This window comes from Phormidesmis sp. 146-33, from assembly GCF_052939515.1.
In genome coordinates this window covers 1-19,856 of the sequence record NZ_JBJPHU010000124.1, presented here as the reverse complement: position 1 = coordinate 19,856, position 19,856 = coordinate 1, and the positions used below count along the sequence as shown (strand labels likewise).

The following is a 19,856-nucleotide window of genomic DNA, read 5'->3' as shown; positions in this document are numbered from 1 at the left end:
TTCCTTCCAGCAGATGCAGATTTTTGAAGGTGGGATTCGTGCGGCTGAAGCGAGTGGCAATGCCAAAATCAATGAGCTTGACCACGCCAGTATGCGGATTAAAGACAATGTTGCCAGGATTGATGTCCTTATGAATGACGTGAGCTGCATGGAGTTTGCCCAGAGTATCAGTCAGGGCGATCGCGACATCCAAAAAAATCGACAAAGGCATCGGGTAGAAGTCTGATTGCTGCCGCATCCAGGATTCTAAAGACTCTCCACCAAAGTCCTCCAAGAGAATCACCAGCGTGCGCTGGTAGTCTTGCTGGCTGTATGTCTTAACGACCCCTTCAAGGTTGAGGGAACGGGTAATTTCATATTCCTGCCGATAGCGAGTTAATTCCTGAAGAGAGGGATAATTCTGCTTGAGAACTTTGGCAACAACCGCACAATTCTCCCGCTCTCTAATGCCTCGATACACAAGAGTTGCCAGGCTCTCATAGATTTTGCTGTGGATCGTGACTCCAGGCAGGGTAATCATGAAATGCTCCCCCAACGAAGGACTGTCATCCGTCTTCCAAAGTATATCGCTTGCCAAACTCCAAAAAATTAAGCTTCTTGGTGGATTTTTTAAGGGCTTCCCAATGACTTCTGGGTTTCAGCAGATTCAGCGGAAAGAATCGGAAGCTGGATTACCGATATCGGAGCGAGTCATCATGCAGTGTATCGTTGCTCCTCCGTGAGTAGACATCACTGACAGCAACAGCGCTAAGCTTAGTGAATATACTGTAGAGCGCGATTAGCGCTTTTCGCAACCCTGAGGGAACCGATATGACCAGCCAGCATCCTTTAATTTTACGAGCCGAACAAATTGCAGCGACCTTGCAACCGTTCTCGCATCCCTGGAATCCCAACTCTGAACTATTCGGCACACAGATGGGGCGAACCGTTGGGCTAAAACGGGCAGGAGTAAACTTCGTCAAAGTTCCACCGGGAAAAGAATCGTTTGTCTATCATTCGCACGATCGAGAGGAAGAATGGATCTACATCTTGTCAGGTCAAGGCATTGCAGAAATTGATGGGGCAGAATTTGAAGTGAATTTGAAAGTTGAGTTTAGCAATTGTATTGATGGAGAAATAAAATGCCAACGATCAACGAAAATCAATTCTTCACAGTCCTGATTGAATTTGAAGTCACTCCATCACAGCAACAGGCATTTATTGATGCGATCGCTGATCAAGTTGAACAGCACTTCAAAAATTATGCTGGGTTCATTTCTGCCAGTTTCCATGCCAGTGAGGATGGAAAGCGGGTTGTCAATTACGCGCAATGGCACTCAAAAGAGGCTTGGCAGAACTCATTTGAAGCATCTGGTCGAAATGAAGTTCAGGTGGCGCTCAACGAGGTGATTAACCACTATAGTGCTAAGACTCTGACCGTCGAACCCTTTCAAGTTAAGCGAGTGATTGAGGAATGTACGAACGTCTAGGATCTTGCCGTTTGCCTTGAAGAGTTCAAGCCTTCTCAGAATTAGTCTGATGTATGGTACGATTTGCGGTTCCTGCGGAGTTGCGCTTTGCGCTAATCGTAAGCAAAACGATTGCGCCGATCGCTCAGTGAATTCATTACAACTATGAATGCCAAGATAGAGGATGAATAAGCTGTGGGTGTTGCGACTAAGCTACCAGTTCAAGATTTTGTGAATCACTCCTCCGATTCCTATCCCTAGAAGAACTGACAGGAGAATGAATGAGAGCATTCCTAGTGTGATTTCTTGCTGCACTTCTATTTTTGAAACCAAAAATAACCATATTGAGGTTCCAAAAACGACATTGAAACCAGCCTGAAAAATGGCTGAGTTGACTCGTCCTTGTAGTATGCGCCATTGGGATAGAATCATGATTAAGCCAAAAGAAGCGACGAAGAGGAGCGAGGCGATCGCAGCCTGCTGGTTATTCTGTAATATATCCAATCGAAACACAAAAATAGCTAGAATCCCAATTATGACCGAGCCAGTAGTCGCAACGAACAAACCCACAATACTCAGTCCAACCCAGAGATAGCTAGTACGATCGCAGCGATGATAGACTAACCATGCTTGAGTGACTGCGATCGCACTCCAAAATAACAAAGCTGAAATCGGAATAATCATCGCTGAGTGATTCTGTTAAAGTCTTCTAGTCGAGAAACTGTCAATTGAGCTACAGAGCGATCCTTCCAGACTTGATACACAAAGCGTTCTCCACGATAGACTCTCACTTGAGGAGTTCCTGCTTCACCTGTATTGATCGTTTTGATGTAGCGCGATCGTACAAAATCATCTTTGACTGCCTCACTATAAACCTGCTGAATTAGTTGCAACCCTTCGGCATTTTTCTGGGTAAAGGCAAGTGGGCGGCGGAGATGGCTGTGATCAACATAAGCGATCGTTTGATCTGTCACAATTTCGTTTGAATCAGCAAAAATCTCAAATGAAATGTATGAAGCAGATAGATTGGGTCTTTGACCTAAATTAATCACACTGCGATAGTCGGGATAGCCCTGATCTAGTTTTCGCACAGGTTGAAGCGGGGGAAGAAAGCGGTGAGTACTCGCCCATTGAACAATTTGCTGAACTGATTGACCGGGTGTCCCTGGCAATATTCCAGATGTTGTTGGCTGGCATTGAATTGCTTCAACATTGCGGAGATAAGTCAGTTTGGGCACATAGCGCTCTGGACAAGTTATAAATACAATGTCTTGCGGGCGACTCACTGTGAGCCGATAGGAGGGCGGAGAGTCATTTTGTTGCCCATTGATCATGTCAACCCGAGGAACGATTTGTGGATTGAATTGAGCCGCGATCGGGCGTTGAAAGATGGCTGTTAAGCCAACAGTTGAGATTACTAAACTAACTGGCATTAACAGCTTTGTTGAATTGACGATCGATTTCATGATTCGTGTCCTTTGAGAATGTTGAGAAATACAGAAGCTTATGAACCACTCAAGCTACTCGCATCGCTGGCGTATGCCTGACGAGTTCTACGACTAAATAAGCAGAGTGATTGTCCGACTTGATTGTTCATGTGAGGTTGAGGATAGTTCCCTCGCACAATTAAAGCGTCATACCCAATTTCATCGCCAAAGGTAATGATTGATCCGAGTGCGCGAGGGTTTTGTAAGCCGCTCACTTGTAAGCAACGGCGATTTACTTCTGCATGATGTTGTTTGATAGCCTCTGGGGAAGAGGCAGCAGCGGGAAGCATGATCGGGAGTAAAGTCTTAAAAATTAGGAATACTCCAACAATGCTTATGATGGGCAGAGCTACCCGCAGTTGTTTTGAAGCGATCGCTTTCATTTCTTTTTCTCCAAAAAGTGCAGTGTCAAACAGAGTTACAACTGATTGATTGACTAAACAAAACAGAAAGACTGCCGATCGAGAACTAAATCGGTTTTGCCTTGCACAATTCCAATCAGTTCATCTTGAGCCTTGAGATAAATTGCAATGCCTTCAGGCAAGCCGTGAGGAGCTTGCTTCAACTCATAATCGGTTGGCTTCCCAGGAAGTTCAATGAGGTCTCCAGCTTCAAAATCTGTGATCAGCGCATAGTCTAATGCTTTCTGGTTGCCACTGGCGTAGAAAGTATGCTTCTTGTTCCCCAACATAAACACATCCGCAGCATCTCCGCCTGTTAAAGTATCTAGCTCTTGAAATCCTGGACAATCGTCACTTAGATCAACACCAATCAGCTTGTCTTTTCCTGCTCCGCCGTTAAGTTGATCATTGCCACCTTTACCGATTAGAGTATCATTTCCGGCTGCACCATTCGCAGTGTTGTTTTGAGCATCACCAACTAACCAATTATCTTGGTCTAAAGCGAGTCGTTCCAATACGTCTATTATGAATTTCTGGAACGAAAACCCAGATTTTCTGAGCGCTTCAACTTTACCTCTGGAAGTCAGCGATTCTGCAACACTAGGATTAATGGCAGAGTAAGCTACTAGAAACTCCAGATAGTCGGAGTTGAAATAGGTAAATGCAGGATGACTCAGAGTTCTGACTGAAATTTCAGTTTGAGTGAATCCAGGGGGTGAAGTACTTAACAGTCGTCCAATTTTCTGATGCTTGTCCAAATTGTAGAGCGGATTGATCTCTGGGTTCGTGAAAGATAGTAGCATCGCTGTTCCAGCAATAAATGCTTCTCCTGCCAAACTCACAACATCACCATCGACAATGTAGTGTGTAACCGCTTTATTTTCACCACCCTTCTGAAGAAACTGATCTGCGATCGCGCGACTGGTTCCAGGGGAACTAAACGTGACCACCTCACCAATTAGATCAATCAGTTCGGTTGCAGTAACTTGAGCGATCGCACCTCCTAAACTATGTCCAATGATGTCCGGTTTTTTCTGAGTCGTTTGTGCTGTGCGGGTGAGCCAAACTGCGATCGCATCTCGATTTGCAACAAACTGACCGAATCCAATTCCGTTTGAGTCGCTGTTCGCAACATCATCAAGTGCTTCGTTGGTTCCTCGAAAGACTAGAACAGGTGAATTATTGGATACGCTAGTAAAACCAAAAGCTTGGAATCCAGTACTAGGATCATTGAGAGAGTGATCTAATTTGTATCCTGTTGCGTTGAGAAACTCGCTCACAGGTTGAGCAAAGTTGGGATTGTCAATGATGTAGACAATTTCCTTCGCGAGAATTTCGTAGGTTGGATGATTAGTCATGATTCATTCCTGTAATATCAGTAGGATGCAGGCTTCTAAGTGTGGAGAAATGATAGGTTCTCGATCGCAGTTAGAGAATGGGGTTGATCAGGCAGCATTTTCACAAACACACCTATTTCTAATACAAACTCTTGCCCCATCAATGTTAATACTCCTCGCCCGTCTAGAACTGTGAGACAAACTGTTCGAGAGGCTGAATGCTCAGGGATAGTAGTTCCAGCAGTTATGCAAACTAGCGCAGAAGTGAGATGAGCATCCTTGGTGATCACTTGGCGAGAAACACCAGACTTGCTATAGTCAATTTTTTCTAAAAGATTGACAACAACTGAACCTGATTGTTGAGAGATTGAGGTCATTGCTTGTTCTCCAAATGTGACATAGTTGATTGCAGCAGCATGGACAGGAAGACATGGATTAACTTAAGGAAAAACAATCTTAGGGTCTGGTAAATGTCCTAAATAGAGATGCGTTGCGGCTCTGAGGACGATTTGAGCATAAAGAATCTTTTGGATTTCTAGACTTGGGGCGCGGTTCGCGATCGCTCGATACGCTGAGATTTCACCTTCAAAGCTCCAATCGCTTTTAGAACAATAATGCTCATAGTCATGCACAGCCGCAAGAACCGCTCCATAAAACGGATTTGTGTAAATTGAGGTATCATAAGCCTCAGTACTCACCCAAAGTTGGTCTTGCTCAATGTCAGCAAAAGCTTCTTCAGCAGATTGATAACGTCGATCGTTCGAGAATAGAAGTTTTAGAGGCAATTGCTGAAATTCTTCCATTAGCCAATCAGATAATTCGGACTGAGTTTCAGCAGAGATTTCAGCAGGATGACCTTCTAAATAGAGTTGAGCTAGAGTTTTTAACTTTGAGTTCATGTTGTTTCTCCATCATGAGATTCTGAAATACTGGAGTTGCTTTACTATCAAATTAGTTCAAGTTCAAGTGTTAGTCTTTGAGGTAGCTCAGGTTCAGCAAAATCAGACAATAAAATTAGACAATAAAATTAGACAATCTAAGGTAAAACAATGATCGAACACTTGACGAAAGTTGCGCTTTTTGAACAGCTTACATTAGAGGAATTGCAGACCTTACAGCATCAATCGCAAGTTCATCGCTATTTGAAAGGTGAAATCGTGCTGCATGAAGGCGATCGCTTACCAACAAAGCTTCATGCTCTAATCAATGGAAAACTTCAAGTTAAGAAAACATCGACTAACGGAAGAGAAACTCTACTCAGAATCTTGATGGCTGGAGATATCTTTGCTGCTCCTGCTTTATTTGGCGATGGAGTCTCTCCAGCAACGATTTTGGCGGAGACGAATTGCGAAGTTCTGCTAATTGAAAAAGCAGCTTTGTTGATGACTATTCAGCAAAATCCTGAAGTCGCAATTCGGATTTTAGTAACGCTAACCCAACGGCTGAATCAGTTACATCAAACCATTCATGGATTAGTATCAGAACGTGCAATCGTAAGGTTAGCTCACTTGATTCAATCTACGGCTGCACACTACGGAACAAAACCTAGCTCTGCTGGAAATCGCCTCAATGTGACGCTATCTCACTACCATATTGCTCGGACAATTGGTATTTCGTATGAAGAGTGCGTTCGATTGATTGGAAGCTTGAAATCTGTGATTGAGTACAAGCATGGGGGACAAATCACGATTTTGGATTCAGAGGAGTTAGAGGCGATTTCAGCAGGGCTAACAGAAGATTAATTGGCTTCAGGATTCTCGCCAATAGTTGTTGGCTGCTGCAATTGTTGCGAACTCGATCGCGACAACATGACCCGCCGCAATCAGCATCATGGGATCGTCTCCATAAGCAGTCCGCATTTGCTTGCGTTTCTCTTCATCAGGCTGAGTCAGCTTAACAATCAAGCGTGCCATCATAACCGCTAACTTTCGCCCTTCTTCAGGAGTGGCTGTCATGAGTGAATTGTTTGGAATCAAGGTTAATTCAGGTGCAGATAGATTGGAAGTTAAGGTTGCGTTCGTCATGATCAATCTCCTTGTTATGAATGTTTTGTTTCAGTTGCAAAAGCGGGCAGGTTTTCTGGTCTGACATCTGTAAGTGCGATTCCTTCTGAATTTTGCTCGGCGTTAATCGCAGTATGCGGACTCTTAAATGTTCGTTGTGCTTCAAGTTGCTGACAAAAAATCATTGTTTTGACGTGCTCATGTTCATCATCTCGAATGTTGATAAACACATCATAGAGATTATCTACTTTAGGACGGCGAAACTCAGTTTGGGTAATTTGCATTTCCTCAAACATATAGAGGTCGCCATCTCGGTAGTAGTTAACGGCAACTTGAGGCGCGGGTGTTGCTTTTAGGTCTTCTTCATTGACCTCTAGATAGTGGTTATACGTTTCGTAAGCATGTTGCTCGATCAATTCCATCATGTAGTAGGCAGACTTGGGCAATAGCATATAAAGTGGGACAACAATCCAGTAATAAACCATTGCTAAGTGCTGTGCTAGAAATCGATCGATCCAGTAGCGATCGCCTTCTAGCGATTCCATAATCAAAAGATGATGCAATTCGTTCCAGGTTTCAGAAAAGTGAACTTTCAGCCAATCTGCTTTTCGCCAGAAACCTAGCGTTTCATAGAGATGCAGGACAGATAGATAGGCAAAATAAGGAACACGGGCAATGGTTTCTAGAACGTAGAACCGTTGATAGGGACGGCTTCGATACAAAACATCCGTCACAAATACGAGAATACTGACCACAAATCGAATTAGAGCTTTCACGATTCAAACCTCCGTCATTGTTCTCGAACTGCACAAATCGCGACATATCCTAGATCGTGGTAATGCTGATCAAACACCTGACGCATTCTCACAATGCGATCGCGAATTTTTTTCTGTGTCAACACATTCCAGATTAGCTTTGCTGTTCTGACAAATCCCTCATCTTGAAGAACTTGAACAGGTTTTAGCAATCGCATTTTTCCAACTTTGGCATGAACGATCGCAAGCCCAACTTGGTTAATCGCATCTGTCCACCCTGATTTTGCGAGTGGTGTTGCATTGGCGCGAATTGCTTGTGCTAAATCACGATGAGCTTGTTCAACATTGCGATGGGCAAGGAGTTCATGGCTCAGAAACTTACCACCTGGTTTGAGACGATCGGCGACTCCCTGCAAGATTTTAGCTTTCCCCGCAGGCGATTGCATGGTTAGGATCGCTTCTGCCAAGACGTAATCAAACTGTTCAGTAATCGCGTTGAGTCGAAAGATATCGCCTTGAATGATTTGAATTTGAGCAGTCAATCCAGCGAGTTGAACCTGTCGTCGTGCGATCGCGACTCGAACAGCATCTTTCTCAATTCCAATCACGTTCACATGGTGCTGTTTTGCTAACGCGATTGCGCTTGTCCCTAAACCAGAAGCTAGTTCTAGTACTGTTTCACCGGGTTGAAAATTTGCCCATTCAAAAAGTTGCTCAGTTGCCGATCGTCCTCCTGGGCGTAGCACTGTTTTGCCAGCCGCTGCTAGTACTTCGTGTCCTGGAGCCGTTTCAAGATTGATTGCGGTTAAAAACATGATTGTGTCCTCGAAAATAAGCGATAACTACACTGTGGCGGAGTGGTGCGGATTTGTCTTTGAGCTAGCTCATAATGCGCTCCCAAATCAATTCAAAAGCGGTCTGAGAGCCATTTCTTGGCGTTCTGAGCGTGATTTGATTTCCAGCGATCGTGAAGGTGCGAATTAAAGCTGTCCCGATTCGGTTCGGAATCGATGCAATCTCAAGGTGATGGGTGACTGTGTTGCCATCCGTGGTGTAAGTCCCGGCATAAGCATTGAAGGTTGTGAATGCTTGAGCAAGTTCCTCGATTGGAATAGAACACATCTCATCACTGAGCGGAGATTGCACGGGTTTACTGAAGGGTAAGCGATCCGGGACGGATCAGCTTCGCTGCACGCTTCTAGAAAATATCACCATCACTCGCCCTTCTGCTGTATAGGTGATGTAGCCTGTGGGTTTCGAGCCATAGATTTCAGTATCGATCGTACCGTCAGAATGAATTGCACTTGCAGAAACTAACTTCCAAACACCAATGAGCGGATTATGCTGAGAGGACATGACTTTGAATCGTGAATTCGTGATCTTCCGTCAGCATAATCGGATTCAGAATAAAATCAAACTCGCTTGTATAGAATGCTTGGTCGCCAGGTTGCTCGTGCTGTTGAGGTTGAATGATGGCAGTTCGGACAGCAAACGTTGTATCAGAATCTAGATGAGGATCGCCCGCAATGTAGATTTGAGTGGTGAGCGGACTGTAGTTGGGTGCGCTTAACTTAAAGTGAATGTGCGCTGCTCGCCAAGTGTGCCGCCCCAAAAGCTCCAATACTTCGCCACAAGGACCACTCGACGGAACATGATATCCAATTGGAATTACAGTTTCAAACTGATACTTACCTTCCGAATTGGTCTTGAATTGTCCTCGAAAGTTCCATTGAGGCTGAGATGGGTCTTGAATGTCGTAGAGTCCTTTTGAGTTGGGTTGCCACACATCTACTAACGCATTCGAGATTGCTCTACCGTTCGGATTCAGAACTCTGCCAGATAAGCACAGGATTTTACCTTCTGGATCGATGCCAATTTGATCTCCGAAATCACGCTCTGGAGCATTCGGAACATATAATGGCCCTTCCAAATTCGCTTCAGTTCCAACATCACTACTATGCAGCAGTTCTACCAGTTCTGAAATGCCTAGCAAGTCGGTCAGCATGTGAATCTCGCCTGTAGGGATCTCTTGAGTGTGATGACTTGCCTGATTGAGAAAATCGCGCCCATGCTGCAATTCTACTTCAGTCAAATTTGTTTCTCGCACAAAATCGTGCAGGTGTTGAACCAAACTTGCATAAATCTCGTACAGACGCGGATGAGTTTTGCCGCGATCGCCATGTTCAATGACGGCTTGGGTGATTGTCTCGATCGTAATGTTTTTCATCTTTCTGCTCTCCTTTGTAGAAGCTGTTTCTATTCTGCAAAATGCTTTCTTGAATTGCCAGATCAGTTAAGCCTGTGAGAAGCTAACTTAACTAAGATCTTGTACCAGTTGAATCAGCCGTATTTTGGGCGTTTCGTTTAATCTTCAACCATCGTCCATTTCCAAGTTAATTTGCCATCGACTTTAATCCAGATCCCTATTAACCTTTCGCGTTTGGTAGAGCGCGGTGATGTGTCCCAAAACGGTATCTGAGCTTGAGTTTTTTGAGTAGTGAAAGTGTCCATGATGAGATGCCCTTTAATTACTTACTGTCCTTGTAGTTCTGGTGTGCATTGCGACTGAAGAATTTGCTTGCTCTGAAGGAATCGCACAATTGATCATTGCCTCGTATGTTACTCCTCGGTATCTCAGCACAACCGCTCGCTGAGAGATTGTAGACATGAGCGGAATCTGCGATCGCAGTACTGCCCCTCGATATCTGCCAATAACGTTACCTGGAATTGTTAGCACTCGTGCGAAATTAGATTGATAGCGAATACCGCGATAACAAAGTTGCATGAATCTTTCCTCTCGATATTAAATGGAATTCAGAATTGAACTAGCTTCAGTTCGTCGAAGCCGAGACCGACAGACTAAACCTGCGATGAACAATGCGATAGTGACTAAGATCCCAGATTCTCCAAGCCATAATTTGGCATTACTTCCCGTTGTTGCTGGATCAAATGCAAGTTGAATCGTTGCATTCCAAACCGAATGAAGCAAGATAGATGACCAAATACTGCCCGTGGTTAGTCGCAGATAAGCAAACACAAATGATACTGAGGTTACACCTACAACAAAGAGAGCCGTAGATACTATCGGAAGCGCACTAGACGCATATCCCGCTCCTAAAATTAGTGGAATGTGCCAACCACTCCAGATCAAGCCACTCATGAAGATCGGATATGGAACTTTAGCCTCAATCAATCGGGTTAGCATATAGCCTCGCCAGCCAATCTCTTCACCCGCCGACGTGATAATCAGCGGAATCGTAAAAAGCGTTGACGCGAGAATCAGTCTAAGAATGAAAATTGCGATCGGAGAAAGCGCAAAACGATCAACCAATGTTTCTAAACCTTGAGTGGGAGCAACAAAATGAGCTAATCCGATGATCCAAGCAATGCCGTAAGTTACTAATCCAACACTGATTGGAAACAAGAATGCAAACAGAATCGCCCATCGTTCACGTCGTTGACTAAAGCTAAAAGATACATCACTAAAACCTTCGCGCAGCACCAAACGAGCAATGATTGAAGCCAATGCAGGTGTTCAGGTTAGGAGCATTGCGACAATGATAGATGGCTTATCTACAATGATCACAGTTTGCAATGCAGCCGACATTGGGATTAGAATTGCGAAAAAAATCAATAATCCTCGTCGCGCCCGTAGAAGAGAGGAGCTTGTCATGATAGTTAATCTGCAACGTGTAGAACAATTTTGCCGCGTCGGTGACTGGTTTGAATTCGATCGTGAGCTTGACGCGCTTCAGACAGAGGCAACACGGCTTCAATGATCGGTTTAATTTTTCCTGCATCAATCAACTCGGCAATCTCCTGGAGTTGATGTACGTCCGGCTTCACCCAAACGACAGTTCCCCGTTTACCATCAGCAGATTGTTCAATAGGTTGACTGACGATCGAAACGAGAATGCCACCCGATTTCAAGGTCTGCCACGATCGCTCCTGAACCTTGCCGCCCTGTGTGTCCAGCACAACGTCAACATCTTGAATGACAACCTCGAACTGAGTATTCTGGTAATCAATCACCTCGTCGGCTCCTAATTCGTGTAGAAAATCGCGATCGCGACTTGAAGCCGTTCCAATCACCTTTGCGCCTCTCAGTTTGGCAAGCTGCACTGCGAATGTTCCAACCCCACCCGCTGCACCATGAATCAAAATCGTTTGCCCTGCGGATAGATTTGCAACCTCTAAAGCCTGCCAGGTGGTCAATCCAACTAATGGAATAGCAGCCGCTTGGATATGACTGATAGACGCTGGTTTTGTCGCAATCTGAGAAGCATCTGCAATCACATAATCTGCATAAGCTCCATCGCGGGTAAAATCCAGCAATGCGTAAACAATATCCCCAATTTGCCACTGAGAGACATCCTCGCCAATTTGCTCAATCACTCCAGACACATCCCAACCCGGAATCATTGGCAGCGCATAGTCCCACCAGTTTCGCAGGTAGCCTGCTCGAATTTTGCAATCAATGAGATTCAGTGCTGCTGCATGAACCCGAATCAACACTTCGCCTGCGTTTGGAACTGGGGAAGGAACTTCTTCATAGGTCAATACATTCGCGCTACCATAGGTATGAATCCGAATTGCTTTCATGATGTCCTTTCTCTTGGATTCGATAGCTCCAGTATGGCGATTGGCAAGCACAGAGAACAGGCAAGATAGCGCTTTGAGATTTCAACTTAAGCTGGATGTTTATCATACTGTTGTAGTAACTGTTTCAGCGATCGAGACTTCAATTTGATTAAAATCGCACTGAGTTTCGCAACCTGATTCAGCGAACATTCAAGCAAATCACCGCATTTCTTAAGTTGCTCGTTTACTTAGCTAACTAAGCTGGTTGAGTTGTTGAAAGCATCGCAGACTGAAAGAGTCCTGAGATTGAAGGCAAAAAATCTCAAATGCAAACGACAGGAGTAAATCATGGCTTATAACTATAGCAATGCTGAGTTTCGTAATCTACTCAATGGGTTAGGATTTAGACTATCTGGTGTCAATGAACCCACTTTTCCATTGACCTACGACGATAGCCCATTGAGCGATGCGGAGACTGTTCAAGCTGTTCAAGCATTTCAACGGTACTTCAAAATTGCTGCGGATGAGATTGCGGGTATCGTGACCAAACGAAAAGCAGAGCAGGCAATGAACATTCTTCATTATGAACTGGATGTCGTGATGAAGGCAAACCCGCCCTTACGTCCGCAAGCACCGCTATATGGACCGCAAACGGCTCAAGCGATCGCTCGTTTTCGCGTCGCGTACGGTTTTGAAAATGATGGTAATCCAGCAAACGATCGCGTTGCTGATCTTCCAGTACGCCGCAAGCTCAATGAACTGACTCCTCGCGGACAAAAGCTTGAGGCTGAAGCTATCTAGTTTTTGAGCAATCACATTCTTCAGTAGGGTGGTATTGTCCATCCTACTTTCTAGTGCATTCTTCTTGAGGTTTTTATTATGAGTGCAGTTGATTCGTCTTCAGAGCAACAGGTTTATGATTTCATTATTGCTGGAGCAGGGGCTGCGGGTTGTGTCCTTGCTCATCGCCTCAGTGCTAATCCAAATTATCGGGTGTTACTTCTAGAAGCAGGCTTACCCGATCGCAAACCCGAAATTCACATTCCAGCCGCCTTCAGCAAACTATTCAAGACTGAATACGATTGGAACTATAGTGCAGTCTCTCATAGTGAGCTAAAAGGTCGAAAGAGCTACTGGGCAAAGGGTCGGACTTTAGGTGGCTCGACCTCAATTAATGCCATGATGTATCTGCGGGGTGTTCCTGTTGACTATGATGCTTGGGAGAAACTTGGAAATCCTGGATGGAGTTGGCAAGATGTATTGCCCTACTTCCGTTACTCTGAATGCAACAGTCGCGGCAGCAATGAGCTTCATGGCGATCAGGGACTGCTGTATGTTGAAGATTTACGCGATCGCAATCTGCTCAGTCAGATTTTTATTCAAGCTGCACAAGCCATTGGACTTCCCTACAATTCTGATCTCAATGGTCAGCAATTAGAAGGAGTGGGTTGGGTGCAGGTGACTCAACATCAAGGGCGGCGTTGGAGTACAGCAGATGCGTTTTTGCGTCCAGCTATGCGGCGTTCTAATCTTCAAGTGTTGACAGGAGCGCAGTGTACTCGCGTCGTGATTCGCGATCGACGTGCGATCGGAATGGAGTATTTGCACAATGGTAATCGAACGACAGCAACAGCAACTCGTGAAGTGATTCTTTCGGGAGGGGCGATCGGATCTGCTCAGTTGTTAATGCTGTCTGGAATTGGAGCCGCCTCACACTTACGAGAGTTGGGCTTGGATGTTGTGGTAGATTTACCAGGAGTTGGGCAGAACTTACGCGATCATGTTGCAGTTGCGGTGGTAGTAGGAAGCAAAAAACCAGTGTCGCTATTGAATGCAAACTCGTTACCCGAATTGATCAAATATTTTCTATTGCGGCGTGGAATGCTATCTTCTAGCGTTCTTGAAGCAGCCGCTTTCTTGCGAACTCAGCCCGATCTGATTGCGCCCGACTTAGAGCTACAGTTTGCACCCGTGATGTTTTCTAACTATGGATTGATCCAGCCTACTGAACATGGAATGACAATTGGACCGACTCTGATTGCACCTAGAAGCGTTGGAGCAAGCAATGCGGCTACGATCTCTCAATCCGCTCGATCACCCAATCATTGATCCAAAGTACTTCTCTGATCCAGAAGGGCATGATTTGAGCGTGATGATCGCAGGAGTTCGGAAGGCACAAGAGATTTTTGCTGCGAATCCGATGGAACCCTACCGGAGCAAATCGATTTTCCCCGATCGCATTCTTGAGTCCGATCGTGAGATTGAAGACTATGTACGATCGGAGGCAGATGGCTGGTGGCATCCAGTTGGAACTTGCCGGATGGGAACTGATCCCCTAGCCGTTGTCGATTCAACTTTGCGAGTTCATGGAATCGAAAGCTTGCGGGTCGTCGATGCTTCAGTGATGCCAACCATACCACGCTGTCATACAATGGCTCCTACTATTATGATTGGGGAAAAGGCTGCTGATCTAATCCTGAAACAAGTCTCTCGATCGCGTGAGCGGGCAAAGGTTTCTTGAGATCAAATCTTGAAAGCAGCTTAGATCCCTCTTCCGAACTGAGAAGGGGGATTTTATAGCGATCGCTATCTTTTCTGAGCCGGAAGAGCCAAAGCCTCAGTTGGGCATTCTGCACCATCTAACATGAGTTGAGCGACTGCTGCATAAGCTTCACTCCACGCCTGCTCGACTTCGGGTGTCCACCGATCTCCCAAGCAAATTGCAAACACTTTTAACAATGTACTACCAACCATCGGGTAATGTTCAGGCAATACACCATACTGAAGATGACGGGTTCCTAACCCCTTAACGGACTTCGTGAATCCGTCAGGGTTTCGCAAACTGTTGACAACTAGAGCGATCGATTTGAAAAGTTTGCTGGCTTGTTCTTCCATGTGAGTGTTGGCAAAAAGTGATTGAACTTCTGGATAGTCCGCAAACAAATGCTGGTAGAAATGAGCCGTGAAGGCTATTTCCCGTTCTTTAATTTGCGAAAAACTGGATTCTAACAATTCAACATTCAAAGACATGTGGAAGCTCCTTTTATTGGCTATCTGTAGTTTGCCAAATTCGGATTAATCTATCTATGAGCTATCTCATGAAAGATGAAAAAGTGGTGCGATCGTAAAATCACACCACTCAATTTCAAAGAGCGTTGCTCCTATTTTGTTTTAATCATTGGAATTTGGTTCATCATTGTTTGCCAAGTTTGCTGCCCCACAATTCCATCTTGTGTTAGAGAATGAGACTGCTGAAATTCTCTGACGTAGTTTTCCGTTTGCTGTGTGAATACTCCATCCACTGAAATCGGTAGATACCCAAATGAAAGCAACAGTCTTTCGAGCAATTCAACGGCACTTCCGTTATCTCCATGTTGCAGCAAAGGGAGCGTTACTGTTTTCGTTTGATTTTGTGCTTGCATGATGTGATCCTAATAGGTTTAATTTCGGAGTTCCTTGAGAAGGAATACCCTTACTTTGCAAGATCTTCTGAGTTGATAACAGGCAAGTTAACGCTTTTACAGAACAACTTACCTGGTACAATCAAGGCGAGCAGAGCACAGACCGGAAAAATTATTCCTTGGAGTGTGATTGATGCACATGAAACTGCTGAAAAGCCTGACTTTTCTGGGATGGATGTTCACTAGCATGATGCTGATAGTTTTGCTAGGTCTCAATCCAGCAAGAGCAATTTCGGATACGGTAGCTCTGGATCGAACTGTTCTTATGGCTACAATGCAAGGAGATGCTGAACAGTTGATGCGACAGGGGCAGAGCTTCTATCAATCTGAGCAATTTACTCAAGCACTGGTAGCTTGGCAGAAGGCAGTGAGCGCTTATCAGCAGCGAAATGAAGCTTTGAACCAAGCCTTAAGTCTAAGCTATATGTGCGTAGCATATCAAAAAATGGGGCGTTGGACTGAAGCAGCGAATGCGATCGCACAAAGTCTAGATCTCTTACAAAGCAACCCAAAGCGCACACCTGAGCGCGATCGCATTCTTGCACAAGTTCTGAACACTCAAGGAAATCTGAAATTTGCTCAGGGTCAAGTAGAGCAGGCATTAGAACATTGGGAGCGTTCAGCCAAGCTCTATGCTCAACTTAAAGATGAAAATAAACAAATTGGTAGCTTAATCAATCAAGCTCAAGCCCAACAATCGCTTGGATTCTTTCTACGATCGCGGCAAACCCTAACTCAAGTAGAAAAAACCCTGCAAACGCAATCTAATTCTGCACTCAAAGCAACAGGCTTGAGAAGTCTAGGAAATGTTTTGTTGTTACTGGGAGATACCCAAAATGCTGAACGGGTTTTGCAGCAGAGTTTAGCAACATCAGGCAATGAGGAGATCAGCGCAACACTGATGAGCTTAGGCAACGTAGCGAGAGCCAAACAAGACCGACCAGCCGCACTCAAGTTTTATCAACAGGCTGCTGAGCGATCGAGCACGCTAATCAAGACGCAAGCCCAACTCAATCAACTTAGATTACTAGCAGAACAAGGGCAGAAAGCAGAAGCACGATTGCCTACGGCAACAGCAAAGCTCACGCTGATTAGCACCATTCCAGCCCAATTGGATCAGCTTGCTCCGAGTCGATCAGAAATCTATGCTCGAATTAACTTTGCTCAAAGCTTGATGAGGCTCGGAGGTGAAGAAGTCACAGCAGCTAAAGTTCTGGCAATTGGTATTCAGCACGCAAAAGAGTTAGAAGATCAACGTGCAGAAGCTTACACGGTTGGATATTTAGGCAGCATCTACGAGCGCAATCAACAATGGGGAGAGGCGCAGAAGCTTACAGAACAGGCGTTACTCATCACTCAAGCAATGAATGCCGCAGATATGGCTTATCAATGGCAATGGCAGCTAGGACGCATTCTCAAAGCACAAGGAAAGCGAAAGGAGGCAATTGGAGCTTACACGGCTGCCTTTGACACCTTGCAATCCATTCGTAGTGATCTAGTAGGCACGAATCCTGATCTCCAGTTCTCCTTTCGAGAAAGTGTGGAACCTGTGTATCGAGAGCTAGTTGATTTGTTGCTGCGTCAAACGCCAGGAGAAGCCAACCTGCAAAAGGCGCGTCAGGTGATTGAATCCCTTCAACTCGCAGAACTAGACAACTTTTTCCGAACGGCTTGTTTAGAGGGGCAAACAGTCGCGATCGACAAAATTGATCAAACCGCAACGGCTGTAATTTATCCGATTATTCTGTCCGATCGCATCGAAATGATTGTGAGTCTGCCTGGTCAATCGTTGCGGCAATATACTGCGATCGCGCCTCAACAAACGGTAGAAAGAACATTAGATCAATTGCGACGAGAATTAGAACAACCGTTTGCGAGTCCAGAAGGAAGACGACTCGGACAGCAAGTTTATGATTGGCTGATTCGCCCGATGGCAACAGATTTAAAGCAAAATCAGATCACAAATCTTGCCTTTGTCCTAGATGGAAGACTACGAAATGTGCCAATGGCAGCACTTCATGATGGTAAGCAGTTTTTGATCGAGAACTACAGTGTTGCGCTCACCCCTGGTTTACAGTTGCTCAATCCTCGATCGGTACAACAAGTGAACCTAAAAGCTTTAGTGGCAGGGCTATCACAAGCTCGAAGTGGGTTCTCAGCATTGCCAAATGTTCAATGGGAGCTAGAAGAGATCAAGACTCAAATTCCGAGTCGAGTCTTGTTGAATGAAGCCTTTACGGGTTCTATGTTGCAAAAACAGATTAATGCGTCACCCTTTACGATTGTGCATTTGGCAACACATGGTCAGTTTAGTTCTAATGCAGAAAATACGTTTATTTTGGCTTGGGATCGACAAATTAAAGTCAATGAGCTTCAGGCATTACTCCGAACTAGAGAAGGGGCGAGTGATGCTGAAATCGAGCTTTTAGTTCTCAGTGCTTGCGAAACGGCTGAAGGCGATCCGCGTGCAGCTTTGGGAATTGCAGGGGTAGCGATTCAAGCAGGGGCGCGGAGTACAGTTGCTTCATTGTGGAGCGTGGATGATCAATCAGGAGCGCGGTTGATCAGTCAGTTTTATCGAGAGTTGGCAAATGCAAAAGTGTCTAAAGCGGAGGCATTGAGGCGGGCACAGCTTTCGCTTCTACGAGATAAGAACTATCGACAACCAATTCACTGGGCACCATTCGTTTTGGTTGGAAATTGGTTGTAATGTGCTAACAGCGATCGCGTTTTCCAATTCCGGTTCGATGCGGTGTTACTTTGGGAGCATTCGCTACTAATATCACTGTACCATCAGAATTCTTGATCCAGCCTTGTGCTTCTACGATCGAGACTTCAGGTTCTGAGCTTTGAGGATTGTTCCTCTGTGGAGTTGCGCTTGAGACAGGTTGTACAGAGTCTTCGATATCTTGCCAAAGTGTATCAGCAACGATCGGATCATTTGGATTGGTGGGTACTCCGCCGCGTCCAGTATTTACAAAGCTTGCTGTTTGATTGCTTCCTGGATTGCAACCTTGAGCAAGTGGAGGAGCAGCAAAGGTATTCGGTAAATTGATGGTGCCTTCTTCGGGTTGTACGTCCGGTTGTTGAATCGCGATCGTTCCTGCAACTCCCAATTCTGAACTGGCGGTAATGTCGCTGAGATTAGTGGGCTGCGATCGCGCTTCAATTCCAAAAATACCTTGAGCATTGATGCGAACATTGCCGCCCCGTCCTGCTACAGCATTGGCTTGAATATCACTATTTTCTTGGGGAGCCGCGATCGCAAAAGCTGTATTGATGTCAATGTTGCCACCATTACCACTACCGAGCGCAGAGGTTGTAATTTGGCTGTTGCGGCGCAACACCAATGTATCGCTAACCTGTATGTCTAGGTTTCCCCCCTCACCAGAACGGGTGGCAGCAGTGATACTCCCCTGATCCTCTAAAATAACGGAGCGAGCATTGATTCGCAACGTTCCTGCATTCCCAGTTCCTGGATGTTCCACTCCAGCAACACCACCATTGCTAATTCTAAGTTGACCTGTATTGATCGTTACACTTCCAGAAGCACCAGTTGGCACTAGAGGCGTTCCGAATACTCGTCGTGAAGATTCAGGCAAACTCACGGCAGACGCGCTGATGCGACTAGGGAGAGGAGTTCCTTTTCCAGTAATCTCAATTGACTCGATCGCATTAATCAAAACATTCCCTCCCTGACCCCTAGCAAAATTATCAGAAGTCACAATTCCTCCATTCCGAATCACTAACTTAGGAGTAGTGACAATGACACTTCCAGCGTTTCCATCCGCGAGAGTGATTGCGGAAATATTACTCGACACAGGCACACTTGATTCGCCAATGACTTCTATGGATCTTGTTGCTGTTACTCTGACCTCTCCCCCTTGCCCAAGCCCAAAGTTTACAGATGCAACACTTCCTCCATTCAGTGCAATCAATTGTCCTGTTGATAGAGTTACATTGCCACTCGCGCCAGAAGCAGTACTGCTTGAGGCGATCAAACTGGTCAATGCGGTCGAGATTGGGGAAAATCCGATAACTTGTGTAGAATCAGGAGCATCGATCGTCAAGTCACCCGCCTGCCCAGAGCCAAAGGAGCGAGTTATAATTCCTGCTCCATCTCGAATGACGATTTGCCGAGCAGAAACTACAATATCAGCACTGTTTCCAGAGCCGATCGTTTGCCCCTCTAAACCGCCATAGAATCCAGTTGTTGGATTAGGTCCACTGGCTTCTAAAGACTGGGCAGCTTGAACGTTAATCTTTCCACCCTGCTGCTCCCGATTCTGAATTAAAAAGATAGAACTATTGGCAAGGACAATGTTTTTTGGGTCTACCGGAAGCTATATGCTAATGTGTTGTAAAATACTTTTTGTCACTTAT

Annotated in this window: 25 protein-coding genes and 1 pseudogene; 8 read left to right on the top strand and 18 right to left on the bottom strand. The window is 45.2% G+C overall.

From position 1 onward, the window contains the following. The coding region (locus ACJ2PR_RS30055; protein WP_446879741.1) for a serine/threonine protein kinase at positions 1 to 520 on the bottom strand (520 nt) is incomplete at its 3' end. 290 nt (positions 521 to 810) lie between these two features. Between ACJ2PR_RS30055 and ACJ2PR_RS30050 the strand changes: the two genes are divergently transcribed. Together ACJ2PR_RS30050 and ACJ2PR_RS30045 are read left to right on the top strand one after the other, a co-directional pair. Next, positions 811 to 1,161: a cupin domain-containing protein gene (locus tag ACJ2PR_RS30050; protein ID WP_446879740.1), complete on the top strand. Its 351-nt coding sequence runs from the start codon at positions 811 to 813 to the stop codon at positions 1,159 to 1,161. After that, on the top strand, positions 1,122 to 1,469 hold the full coding sequence (locus ACJ2PR_RS30045) for an antibiotic biosynthesis monooxygenase family protein (RefSeq protein WP_446879739.1): 348 nt from the start codon (positions 1,122 to 1,124) through the stop codon (positions 1,467 to 1,469). Before ACJ2PR_RS30050 ends, ACJ2PR_RS30045 begins: the two co-directional genes overlap by 40 nt. Positions 1,470 to 1,661: 192 nt before the next feature. Here ACJ2PR_RS30045 and ACJ2PR_RS30040 read toward each other — a convergent pair whose 3' ends face one another. From ACJ2PR_RS30040 to ACJ2PR_RS30015, 6 genes are all read right to left on the bottom strand, one after another. Continuing rightward, on the bottom strand, positions 1,662 to 2,132 hold the full coding sequence (locus ACJ2PR_RS30040) for a hypothetical protein (RefSeq protein WP_446879738.1): 471 nt from the start codon (positions 2,130 to 2,132) through the stop codon (positions 1,662 to 1,664). After that, the gene (locus ACJ2PR_RS30035; RefSeq protein WP_446879737.1) at positions 2,129 to 2,914 is read right to left on the bottom strand and encodes a hypothetical protein; all 786 of its coding nucleotides are present in this window, start codon (positions 2,912 to 2,914) and stop codon (positions 2,129 to 2,131) included. The genes ACJ2PR_RS30040 and ACJ2PR_RS30035 overlap by 4 nt, the downstream gene beginning before the upstream one ends. 38 nt (positions 2,915 to 2,952) lie before the next feature. Beyond that, positions 2,953 to 3,318 (bottom strand): hypothetical protein, encoded by a 366-nt coding sequence (locus ACJ2PR_RS30030; RefSeq protein ID WP_446879736.1) that lies wholly within the window; start codon positions 3,316 to 3,318, stop codon positions 2,953 to 2,955. Positions 3,319 to 3,371: 53 nt separating this feature from the next. Next, complete coding sequence (locus ACJ2PR_RS30025; protein ID WP_446871756.1) at positions 3,372 to 4,694, bottom strand: Mbeg1-like protein; 1,323 nt, start codon at positions 4,692 to 4,694, stop codon at positions 3,372 to 3,374. Between the two features lie 35 nt (positions 4,695 to 4,729). Further along, positions 4,730 to 5,050, bottom strand: coding sequence for a cupin domain-containing protein (locus ACJ2PR_RS30020; RefSeq protein WP_446871755.1), 321 nt, complete (start codon positions 5,048 to 5,050; stop codon positions 4,730 to 4,732). A gap of 63 nt (positions 5,051 to 5,113) precedes the next feature. Further along, the gene (locus tag ACJ2PR_RS30015) at positions 5,114 to 5,572 is read right to left on the bottom strand and encodes a hypothetical protein (protein ID WP_446871754.1); all 459 of its coding nucleotides are present in this window, start codon (positions 5,570 to 5,572) and stop codon (positions 5,114 to 5,116) included. Positions 5,573 to 5,722: 150 nt separating this feature from the next. Here ACJ2PR_RS30015 and ACJ2PR_RS30010 point away from each other — a divergent pair, with 150 nt between their 5' ends. Then, positions 5,723 to 6,415, top strand: coding sequence for a Crp/Fnr family transcriptional regulator (locus ACJ2PR_RS30010; protein ID WP_446879735.1), 693 nt, complete (start codon positions 5,723 to 5,725; stop codon positions 6,413 to 6,415). A 6-nt stretch (positions 6,416 to 6,421) separates the two neighbouring features. Here the strand turns inward: ACJ2PR_RS30010 and ACJ2PR_RS30005 are convergent, their stop codons facing one another. The 8 genes and pseudogenes from ACJ2PR_RS30005 to ACJ2PR_RS29970 all read right to left on the bottom strand — a co-directional run bounded on the left by ACJ2PR_RS30005 (position 6,422) and on the right by ACJ2PR_RS29970 (position 12,033). Beyond that, complete coding sequence (locus ACJ2PR_RS30005; protein ID WP_446871886.1) at positions 6,422 to 6,697, bottom strand: hexameric tyrosine-coordinated heme protein; 276 nt, start codon at positions 6,695 to 6,697, stop codon at positions 6,422 to 6,424. A 14-nt stretch (positions 6,698 to 6,711) separates the two neighbouring features. Next, positions 6,712 to 7,452 carry an alternative oxidase gene (locus ACJ2PR_RS30000; protein WP_446871887.1) on the bottom strand — a complete coding sequence of 247 codons (741 nt, stop codon included), beginning with the start codon at positions 7,450 to 7,452 and terminating at the stop codon, positions 6,712 to 6,714. A gap of 14 nt (positions 7,453 to 7,466) precedes the next feature. Continuing rightward, complete coding sequence (locus ACJ2PR_RS29995) at positions 7,467 to 8,246, bottom strand: SAM-dependent methyltransferase (RefSeq protein ID WP_446871888.1); 780 nt, start codon at positions 8,244 to 8,246, stop codon at positions 7,467 to 7,469. A 64-nt stretch (positions 8,247 to 8,310) separates the two neighbouring features. Then, positions 8,311 to 8,787, bottom strand: a pseudogene (locus tag ACJ2PR_RS29990) (lipocalin-like domain-containing protein). Further along, a complete protein-coding gene (locus ACJ2PR_RS29985) occupies positions 8,771 to 9,658 on the bottom strand; it encodes a dioxygenase family protein (RefSeq protein ID WP_446879734.1) in 888 nt (295 codons plus the stop codon). Before ACJ2PR_RS29985 ends, ACJ2PR_RS29990 begins: the two are co-directional and overlap by 17 nt. Before the next feature lie 297 nt (positions 9,659 to 9,955). Continuing rightward, positions 9,956 to 10,216: a DUF4278 domain-containing protein gene (locus ACJ2PR_RS29980; RefSeq protein ID WP_446871796.1), complete on the bottom strand. Its 261-nt coding sequence runs from the start codon at positions 10,214 to 10,216 to the stop codon at positions 9,956 to 9,958. Between the two features lie 18 nt (positions 10,217 to 10,234). Then, on the bottom strand, positions 10,235 to 10,957 hold the full coding sequence (locus ACJ2PR_RS29975) for a CPBP family glutamic-type intramembrane protease (RefSeq protein ID WP_446879733.1): 723 nt from the start codon (positions 10,955 to 10,957) through the stop codon (positions 10,235 to 10,237). Between the two features lie 152 nt (positions 10,958 to 11,109). Then, positions 11,110 to 12,033 carry an NADP-dependent oxidoreductase gene (locus ACJ2PR_RS29970; protein ID WP_446871794.1) on the bottom strand — a complete coding sequence of 308 codons (924 nt, stop codon included), beginning with the start codon at positions 12,031 to 12,033 and terminating at the stop codon, positions 11,110 to 11,112. A gap of 327 nt (positions 12,034 to 12,360) precedes the next feature. Here ACJ2PR_RS29970 and ACJ2PR_RS29965 point away from each other — a divergent pair, with 327 nt between their 5' ends. The 3 genes from ACJ2PR_RS29965 (at position 12,361) to ACJ2PR_RS29955 (ending at position 14,533) form a co-directional block, all read left to right on the top strand. Continuing rightward, a complete protein-coding gene (locus ACJ2PR_RS29965) occupies positions 12,361 to 12,813 on the top strand; it encodes a hypothetical protein (protein WP_446879732.1) in 453 nt (150 codons plus the stop codon). A 78-nt stretch (positions 12,814 to 12,891) separates the two neighbouring features. Next, positions 12,892 to 14,121 (top strand): GMC family oxidoreductase, encoded by a 1,230-nt coding sequence (locus tag ACJ2PR_RS29960; RefSeq protein WP_446879731.1) that lies wholly within the window; start codon positions 12,892 to 12,894, stop codon positions 14,119 to 14,121. Beyond that, on the top strand, positions 14,078 to 14,533 hold the full coding sequence (locus tag ACJ2PR_RS29955; protein ID WP_446879730.1) for a GMC oxidoreductase: 456 nt from the start codon (positions 14,078 to 14,080) through the stop codon (positions 14,531 to 14,533). The genes ACJ2PR_RS29960 and ACJ2PR_RS29955 overlap by 44 nt, the downstream gene beginning before the upstream one ends. Before the next feature lie 65 nt (positions 14,534 to 14,598). Here the strand turns inward: ACJ2PR_RS29955 and ACJ2PR_RS29950 are convergent, their stop codons facing one another. Then, complete coding sequence (locus tag ACJ2PR_RS29950; protein WP_446879729.1) at positions 14,599 to 15,042, bottom strand: globin family protein; 444 nt, start codon at positions 15,040 to 15,042, stop codon at positions 14,599 to 14,601. A gap of 131 nt (positions 15,043 to 15,173) precedes the next feature. Beyond that, positions 15,174 to 15,434 (bottom strand): peptidoglycan-binding domain-containing protein, encoded by a 261-nt coding sequence (locus ACJ2PR_RS29945; RefSeq protein ID WP_446879728.1) that lies wholly within the window; start codon positions 15,432 to 15,434, stop codon positions 15,174 to 15,176. A 304-nt stretch (positions 15,435 to 15,738) separates the two neighbouring features. Here ACJ2PR_RS29945 and ACJ2PR_RS29940 point away from each other — a divergent pair, with 304 nt between their 5' ends. Beyond that, the gene (locus ACJ2PR_RS29940; protein ID WP_446879727.1) at positions 15,739 to 18,183 is read left to right on the top strand and encodes a CHAT domain-containing protein; all 2,445 of its coding nucleotides are present in this window, start codon (positions 15,739 to 15,741) and stop codon (positions 18,181 to 18,183) included. 4 nt (positions 18,184 to 18,187) lie between these two features. Here the strand turns inward: ACJ2PR_RS29940 and ACJ2PR_RS29935 are convergent, their stop codons facing one another. Further along, the gene (locus ACJ2PR_RS29935) at positions 18,188 to 19,198 is read right to left on the bottom strand and encodes a hypothetical protein (RefSeq protein WP_446879726.1); all 1,011 of its coding nucleotides are present in this window, start codon (positions 19,196 to 19,198) and stop codon (positions 18,188 to 18,190) included. Between the two features lie 235 nt (positions 19,199 to 19,433). Here ACJ2PR_RS29935 and ACJ2PR_RS29930 point away from each other — a divergent pair, with 235 nt between their 5' ends. Beyond that, complete coding sequence (locus ACJ2PR_RS29930) at positions 19,434 to 19,676, top strand: hypothetical protein (RefSeq protein WP_446879725.1); 243 nt, start codon at positions 19,434 to 19,436, stop codon at positions 19,674 to 19,676. Positions 19,677 to 19,856: the final 180 nt, after the last annotated feature.

Excerpts from the sequence above, each read along its gene's own strand:
- ACJ2PR_RS30040 (WP_446879738.1), bottom strand. The coding sequence starts at position 2,132 with ATGATTATTCCGATTTCAGCTTTGTTATTTTGGAGTGCGATCGCAGTC.
- ACJ2PR_RS30015 (WP_446871754.1), bottom strand. The coding sequence starts at position 5,572 with ATGAACTCAAAGTTAAAAACTCTAGCTCAACTCTATTTAGAAGGTCAT.
- ACJ2PR_RS29950 (WP_446879729.1), bottom strand. The coding sequence starts at position 15,042 with ATGTCTTTGAATGTTGAATTGTTAGAATCCAGTTTTTCGCAAATTAAA.
- ACJ2PR_RS29980 (WP_446871796.1), bottom strand. The coding sequence starts at position 10,216 with ATGCAACTTTGTTATCGCGGTATTCGCTATCAATCTAATTTCGCACGA.
- ACJ2PR_RS30050 (WP_446879740.1), top strand. The coding sequence starts at position 811 with ATGACCAGCCAGCATCCTTTAATTTTACGAGCCGAACAAATTGCAGCG.
- ACJ2PR_RS29960 (WP_446879731.1), top strand. The coding sequence starts at position 12,892 with ATGAGTGCAGTTGATTCGTCTTCAGAGCAACAGGTTTATGATTTCATT.
- ACJ2PR_RS30025 (WP_446871756.1), bottom strand. The coding sequence starts at position 4,694 with ATGACTAATCATCCAACCTACGAAATTCTCGCGAAGGAAATTGTCTAC.
- ACJ2PR_RS29940 (WP_446879727.1), top strand. The coding sequence starts at position 15,739 with ATGGCTACAATGCAAGGAGATGCTGAACAGTTGATGCGACAGGGGCAG.
- ACJ2PR_RS30035 (WP_446879737.1), bottom strand. The coding sequence starts at position 2,914 with ATGAAATCGATCGTCAATTCAACAAAGCTGTTAATGCCAGTTAGTTTA.
- ACJ2PR_RS29955 (WP_446879730.1), top strand. The coding sequence starts at position 14,078 with ATGCGGCTACGATCTCTCAATCCGCTCGATCACCCAATCATTGATCCA.
- ACJ2PR_RS29995 (WP_446871888.1), bottom strand. The coding sequence starts at position 8,246 with ATGTTTTTAACCGCAATCAATCTTGAAACGGCTCCAGGACACGAAGTA.
- ACJ2PR_RS29945 (WP_446879728.1), bottom strand. The coding sequence starts at position 15,434 with ATGCAAGCACAAAATCAAACGAAAACAGTAACGCTCCCTTTGCTGCAA.
- ACJ2PR_RS30005 (WP_446871886.1), bottom strand. The coding sequence starts at position 6,697 with ATGACGAACGCAACCTTAACTTCCAATCTATCTGCACCTGAATTAACC.
- ACJ2PR_RS30045 (WP_446879739.1), top strand. The coding sequence starts at position 1,122 with ATGCCAACGATCAACGAAAATCAATTCTTCACAGTCCTGATTGAATTT.
- ACJ2PR_RS29970 (WP_446871794.1), bottom strand. The coding sequence starts at position 12,033 with ATGAAAGCAATTCGGATTCATACCTATGGTAGCGCGAATGTATTGACC.
- ACJ2PR_RS30010 (WP_446879735.1), top strand. The coding sequence starts at position 5,723 with ATGATCGAACACTTGACGAAAGTTGCGCTTTTTGAACAGCTTACATTA.
- ACJ2PR_RS30030 (WP_446879736.1), bottom strand. The coding sequence starts at position 3,318 with ATGAAAGCGATCGCTTCAAAACAACTGCGGGTAGCTCTGCCCATCATA.
- ACJ2PR_RS30020 (WP_446871755.1), bottom strand. The coding sequence starts at position 5,050 with ATGACCTCAATCTCTCAACAATCAGGTTCAGTTGTTGTCAATCTTTTA.
- ACJ2PR_RS29965 (WP_446879732.1), top strand. The coding sequence starts at position 12,361 with ATGGCTTATAACTATAGCAATGCTGAGTTTCGTAATCTACTCAATGGG.
- ACJ2PR_RS29985 (WP_446879734.1), bottom strand. The coding sequence starts at position 9,658 with ATGAAAAACATTACGATCGAGACAATCACCCAAGCCGTCATTGAACAT.